This is a genomic window from Acinetobacter lwoffii, from assembly GCF_024129735.1.
GTDB classification, from domain to species: Bacteria; Pseudomonadota; Gammaproteobacteria; order Pseudomonadales; family Moraxellaceae; genus Acinetobacter; species Acinetobacter lwoffii_H.
The window spans coordinates 1-5,840 of the sequence record NZ_JAMXXK010000087.1; the positions used below are offsets into that span (position 1 = coordinate 1).

Below are 5,840 nucleotides of genomic sequence, written 5' to 3' on the forward strand. Positions count from 1 at the left end.
AAAGCTTTATTTTCACCCGATAAAATACCCATAAAACAAGAGGAAGCTCAAATGAGCTTCCTCTTGTGAAAAATTGTGGGACAGCAATGGCGCTACTGCCCTTTTTACTCTGGATGATTTATTTTACTTTGGTTTTACGGATCATCTTGTACAGAACTTTTGGTGAAATACGCGAAACCAGCACACCAAGTTTTTCTTTCTTGCCACCAATCACAATATATTCTTCGCCGTTCTGCAAAGCCTGTACAGTCTGAACCGCAAAATCTTCTGCGGACAGCCCATTTTCAATCGCTTCATCCGGATGTCCTTGCGGTTTTCCTTCACCGTTTAAGGCGTTCAGGGACACATTGGTTTGAACAAAACCGGGGAAAATCACCGATACGCCAATCCCCTGATCTGCCACTTCAGCACGCAGGCTGTTGGCCCACATATGAATTGCTGCTTTGGCTGCGGAATAAGACGCGCGATATTGTGTACCGAGCAAACCTGCAACACTGGAAATAAACACAATACGGCCGGATTTTTGTGCCAGAAAAGTTGGCAGTACGGTTTTGGTCAAAAATACCTGCGAGAAATAATCGACTTCCATAATGGCGCGTTCAGTCTGCATGGTGGTGTCCTGAATCAGGGCACGTTGACTGAGTCCTGCATTATTAATCAGCCAGTCAATCCGGCCTTTTTGTTGCAAAACCTGTTCATAGGCATGACGAACCTGGCTTTCATCCGTGATATCGGCAATGACTGAAATATGCTGATCTGGATTAGTGAGACTTTGGCGAACATTTTCCAGTTCTTCATGCCGACGTGCAGTCAGTACCACCTGTGCCCCAAGTGCAGCACATTGCTGGGCAATCGCCTTGCCAATCCCTGAAGATGCGCCGGTAATCCAGACCACTTTTCCATTTAAGTCTTCAACTTTCGCCATGAAATCCTCTTTCCCTTGTTTTAATGAATATGGTACGGCATTTCATCTTCCAGAAATGCCAGCAAATGCTCAAAATAATAACTCATCGTATCGGCATCATAGATGCTACCGAGCTTGTCAAAACGTTTATAGCCTAACTGGGTGGTTAAATGAATCACCCCATTCAAGGTTTTATCGACCACCACATTAAATTTCAACATTTTTTTCGGTTCCCGGATCAGATGCGTCACCCCTTGATCGACCACCTGGGTAAAGGCTTTTAAAGCGGGTGATACATACTGGTGATTACCATTTTTCATCTGATCAACACAGCCGAGCAGTTCCATCACCAGCAATTTTTCCACTGGATATCGAACGAAGGCATCACCTTGATGCTCATAGGTCATGCGATGCAAATAGTTCACCATGGGCATCAGCCGCTCATTGCCAAACAATGAAACCGACCACGGCATATATTTACGGGTGTTATGCATAATCTGCTGAATTACTTTTTCGGACTCACTGTCCGGTGAATTGGCCAGCTGCACCACCTGACCAAAAATCTGGTCAATAATTTCACAGGCCATATCGGCCAGATTTTCACCTAAGGATCTGGCAAGACTGTCTCGCTCGCCGGCATTTAATCTGGAATGGAGGTCTTTAAAGCGCTGATGAGTTTCAGGTTGAAGCTTCAGGGAAATGCTATAGCTCATCTTATTATCCTTTTTGATATGCTGCGATGAGTCGCGTTTTTTTATCGTTCTATCATACGATGAGTTCAGCTTACTGCCAATTGCTTAAAGTTTGCTTTTGGTTAAGCTGCCGCAGCTGCCATTTTTTTTTGCTACAATAGATGCAATTTTTTATCCACTTTTGATCTGTTCGAACTATGACTGATTCAGCGCAAAATATTGCTACAACTTACGATCCGACCGAGATCGAGAAAAAATGGTACCAAACTTGGGAAGAGCGTGGTTACTTTAAGCCGTCTGAAAAAGGCGAATCTTTCTGTATCATGATTCCGCCACCAAACGTCACGGGTAGCCTGCATATGGGTCATGGTTTTAACAATGCCATCATGGATGCCTTAACCCGTTTTAACCGTATGTCAGGTAAAAATACTTTATGGCAACCGGGTACTGACCACGCAGGTATTGCAACGCAAATGGTGGTAGAGCGTCAGTTGGGTGCGCAAGGGGTTAGCCGTCATGACCTGGGTCGTGAAAAGTTCATCGAAAAAGTCTGGGAATGGAAAGAACAGTCTGGCGGTAACATTACCCGTCAAATTCGTCGCCTAGGTTCTTCGGTTGACTGGTCACGTGAACGCTTCACCATGGATGATGGTTTATCAAACGCGGTAAAAGAAGTGTTTGTAAAACTGCACGAAGAAGGTCTGATCTACCGCGGCAAACGTTTGGTGAACTGGGATCCAAAATTACAAACTGCGCTGTCTGACTTAGAAGTTGAGTCTGATAAAGAAGAAGCAGGTTCATTGTGGCACTTTAAATACTTCTTTGAAGATAAATCACTACGCACGCACGATGGTAAAGATCACATCGTTGTGGCAACCACTCGTCCTGAAACACTACTTGGTGATACAGCTGTTGCCGTTGCGCTTGATGATGAACGCTATGCAGATTTGGTGGGTAAAAATATTATCCTGCCAATTACCGGTCGTGCGGTTCCTATCGTTAAAGACGAATATGTCGATAAAGAATTCGGTACAGGCTGTGTAAAAATCACCCCTGCACACGACTTCAATGACTATGAAGTGGGTAAACGTTGCGAATTGCCAATCATCAATATCTTCAACAAAAATGCTGAAGTGTTGGCTGAGTTTGAATACATCGCGAAAGCCGGCGAGCAAATTTCTAAAACCATTCCTGCGCCTAGTGAATATGTTGGTTTAGAGCGTTTTGAAGCACGTAAGAAGATTGTTGAACAAGCGGAAGCTGAAGGCTGGTTAGACCAGATCCAACCATATACGCTGAAACCACCTCGCGGTGACCGTTCAGGCGTGATTGTTGAACCTCTACTCACAGACCAATGGTATGTGAAGATTGCGCCGCTAGCGAAACCTGCCATTGAAGCGGTTAAAGACGGTCGTATCAAGTTCGTTCCTGAGCAGTACAGCAACATGTATATGGCTTGGATGAACAACATCCAAGACTGGTGTATCTCGCGTCAATTGTGGTGGGGTCACCGTATCCCTGCTTGGTACGATGCGGAAGGTAATGTTTATGTAGGTCGTGATGAAGCGGAAGTTCGCGCGAAAAACAACATCCCTGCCGATGTTCAATTGAACCAAGATGAAGACGTACTGGATACATGGTTCTCTTCAGGTCTCTGGACATTCTCAACCTTAGGTTGGACTGGCGACGAAGCAAAAGACAAAGCCAACTACTTCTTGAATACATTCCACCCAACAGATGTACTGGTGACAGGTTTTGACATCATCTTCTTCTGGGTTGCCCGCATGATCATGCTGACCATGCACTTCATGAAGAATGAAGATGGTACGCCACAAGTGCCATTTAAAACTGTGTACGTTCACGGTTTGGTACGTGATGGCGAAGGTCAGAAGATGTCTAAATCTAAAGGTAACGTGCTTGACCCATTAGACTTGATTGACGGTGTGGATCTTGAAACACTGGTACAAAAACGTACCACGGGTTTGATGAACCCGAAACAGGCAGCGAAGATTGAAAAATCAACGCGTAAAGAATTCCCTGAAGGTATTCAATCTTACGGTACGGATGCAGTTCGTTTCACATTCTGCGCGCTTGCAAACACCGGTCGTGACATTAAGTTCGATATGAAACGTGTTGAAGGTTACCGTAACTTTGCCAACAAAATCTGGAACGCAACGCGTTTCGTGATGATGAATGTCGAAGGTCAAACGGTTGGTCAAACGGCTCGTCCTGATCTTTGGGAATTGCCTGAACAGTGGATCGTCAGCCGTCTACAAAAAGCGACTGCTGCGGTACAAACTGCATTTGCAACCTATCGTTTAGACCTGGCTGCGCAAGCGATTTACGAATTCATCTGGAATGAATACTGTGACTGGTATGTCGAACTGACTAAGCCTGTTCTGAATGATGAAAACGTATCTGAAGAGCGTAAAGCTGAAGTACGTCGTGTATTGCTTGCGGTGATGGAAGCGTCTTTACGTTTGGCTCATCCGTTGATGCCTTATCTGACTGAAGAAATCTGGCAAACGCTTGCGCCTAAACTTGGTATCGCTGGCGAAACCATCATGCTTGCGCAGTACCCAACTGCTGACGAAGCATTGATTAATGACCAGGCTGAAGCAGATATGCAATGGCTGCAAGGTTTGATTGGTGCGGTACGTAACATCCGTGGTGAGATGGGCTTAGGTAATGCACGCTTGTTGCCTGTTCTACTTCAAAACACAACGGATGCTGAAAAAGCGCAGATTGCACGTATTGAACCGTTGTTCAAAGCATTGGCAAAAGTTGAAAGCATTACCTTCTTGGCTGATGCTGAACAACCACCATTGTCTTCTTCATCTGTTGTGGGTCACGTGTCTGTATTCGTTCCAATGAAGGGCTTAATTGATCCTAAAGCGGAATTGGGTCGTCTGCAAAAAGACTTGGACAAGGTTCAAAAACAGCATGACCAAATTGCGACTAAACTTTCGAATGAAGGTTTTGTGGCAAAAGCACCTGCGGCTGTAGTTGAAGGCGAGAAAGTGAAACTTGCTGAGTTTGCTGATCAGTTAGCGAAGATTAAAGCGAATATGGAGCAGATTGCAGCGCTTTAATGCTGTAATTTGATTCAAAAAATCCCCTCAAATGAGGGGATTTTTATTTACTCTTCTTCCCAATCAAAATCCTCATCCTCCCAATTGATATAAGAAGAATCATCTAAATAACGAGTAAAAGTGAATTCATTTAAATTTTCATAAAAATGAATTAATTTATTTACTTCTCGATCGACTATATTTTCTTGCTCTAATGTTAATTTTGGCAAATGTATATCATGACGACCACTTTCGGCTGCAAAAATATTACCCTGATCATATATTGCTTCTGTCTTGTAATTACCTTGAGCTAAATCATGACCAAAATAATGAGCAAATTTTTGCCATTTCCATGCTTCAATCAAATCATTCTCTTTTAATTTTTTGATTTCATCGAATCCATCACAGACGATTCGATCAAATATATCTCTTAGGCATTCTTCATTACCACGCTTTGCTAATTCCAATTCTATATCTGATGGATAATTTGAATGACTATAGTCATACATATCTTCATCAAAATCGTCGTCATCAACGTAATGATCATTATCTCCAAATTGATAAAGTTCTAGCTGAGCAGGAAAACTTCCTAAATGAGCAGCAATTTTTAAATACTTTATATAGTTATCTTTATATTCATTATTACGTTCTTTTTCTTTAATAAAATTATCTAAGCCTGCTTTCCAAGTTGGACTAATTTCTTTACCTTGCAAATATCTATGATAAAGATAATTCATATCTTTATTCTGCTCATCAAAATCACTTTCACAATCACTATAAAATTGTGCAATCAAATATGGATAAATAGAAACCTGAGGGAACTCTATAAAGGTTTTTTTCAGCCGTTCTAAAACATTGTCATGCAGTGAATCATCATCCAAAGCATGTCTAACAAGCTGACTCATTTCCTCATTTGTTAAATATAAAAAATGATAATTTGAAAGATGCTTTTGAAAAAAAGGTGCTAGCGCAATTGAGACGTTTAATTCCTCACAGCGATTTTCAAATAACTCTCCATCCAACTGGTCATCGATTGAATCTGTAAAAATTGGGTAAGAACTTAGTTTTAAACTATTAAAAGTTTTGGTGGTGTTTCAAAAAGTATGCTGACATTAAATGAAGCCATTATTGATGTAAAAAAAGGTTAAGTCGAAAGCTTTAAAATGGTTTTCA

Annotated in this window: 4 protein-coding genes; 1 reads left to right on the top strand and 3 read right to left on the bottom strand. The window is 42.1% G+C overall.

Going from position 1 to position 5,840, the window contains the following annotated elements; translation table 11 throughout:
• Positions 1–118: 118 nt before the first annotated feature.
• Entirely contained in the window at positions 119–925 is an 807-nt protein-coding gene (locus tag NI469_RS15400; protein WP_005104675.1) for an SDR family oxidoreductase, read from the bottom strand.
• Positions 926–945: 20 nt separating this feature from the next.
• Positions 946–1,617: a hypothetical protein gene (locus tag NI469_RS15405; RefSeq protein WP_005262406.1), complete on the bottom strand. Its 672-nt coding sequence runs from the start codon at positions 1,615–1,617 to the stop codon at positions 946–948.
• Between the two features lie 176 nt (positions 1,618–1,793).
• Here NI469_RS15405 and NI469_RS15410 point away from each other — a divergent pair, with 176 nt between their 5' ends.
• On the top strand, positions 1,794–4,688 hold the full coding sequence (locus tag NI469_RS15410; protein ID WP_004279390.1) for a valine--tRNA ligase: 2,895 nt from the start codon (positions 1,794–1,796) through the stop codon (positions 4,686–4,688).
• 47 nt (positions 4,689–4,735) lie between these two features.
• Here NI469_RS15410 and NI469_RS15415 read toward each other — a convergent pair whose 3' ends face one another.
• The gene (locus tag NI469_RS15415) at positions 4,736–5,689 is read right to left on the bottom strand and encodes a hypothetical protein (protein WP_253175646.1); all 954 of its coding nucleotides are present in this window, start codon (positions 5,687–5,689) and stop codon (positions 4,736–4,738) included.
• Positions 5,690–5,840 lie beyond the last annotated feature (151 nt).

What these genes read in the sequence shown, in the direction of transcription:
- NI469_RS15400 (WP_005104675.1), bottom strand. Translation starts at nt 925, where the DNA reads ATGGCGAAAGTTGAAGACTTAAATGGAAAAGTGGTCTGGATTACCGGC.
- NI469_RS15405 (WP_005262406.1), bottom strand. Translation starts at nt 1,617, where the DNA reads ATGAGCTATAGCATTTCCCTGAAGCTTCAACCTGAAACTCATCAGCGC.
- NI469_RS15410 (WP_004279390.1), top strand. Translation starts at nt 1,794, where the DNA reads ATGACTGATTCAGCGCAAAATATTGCTACAACTTACGATCCGACCGAG.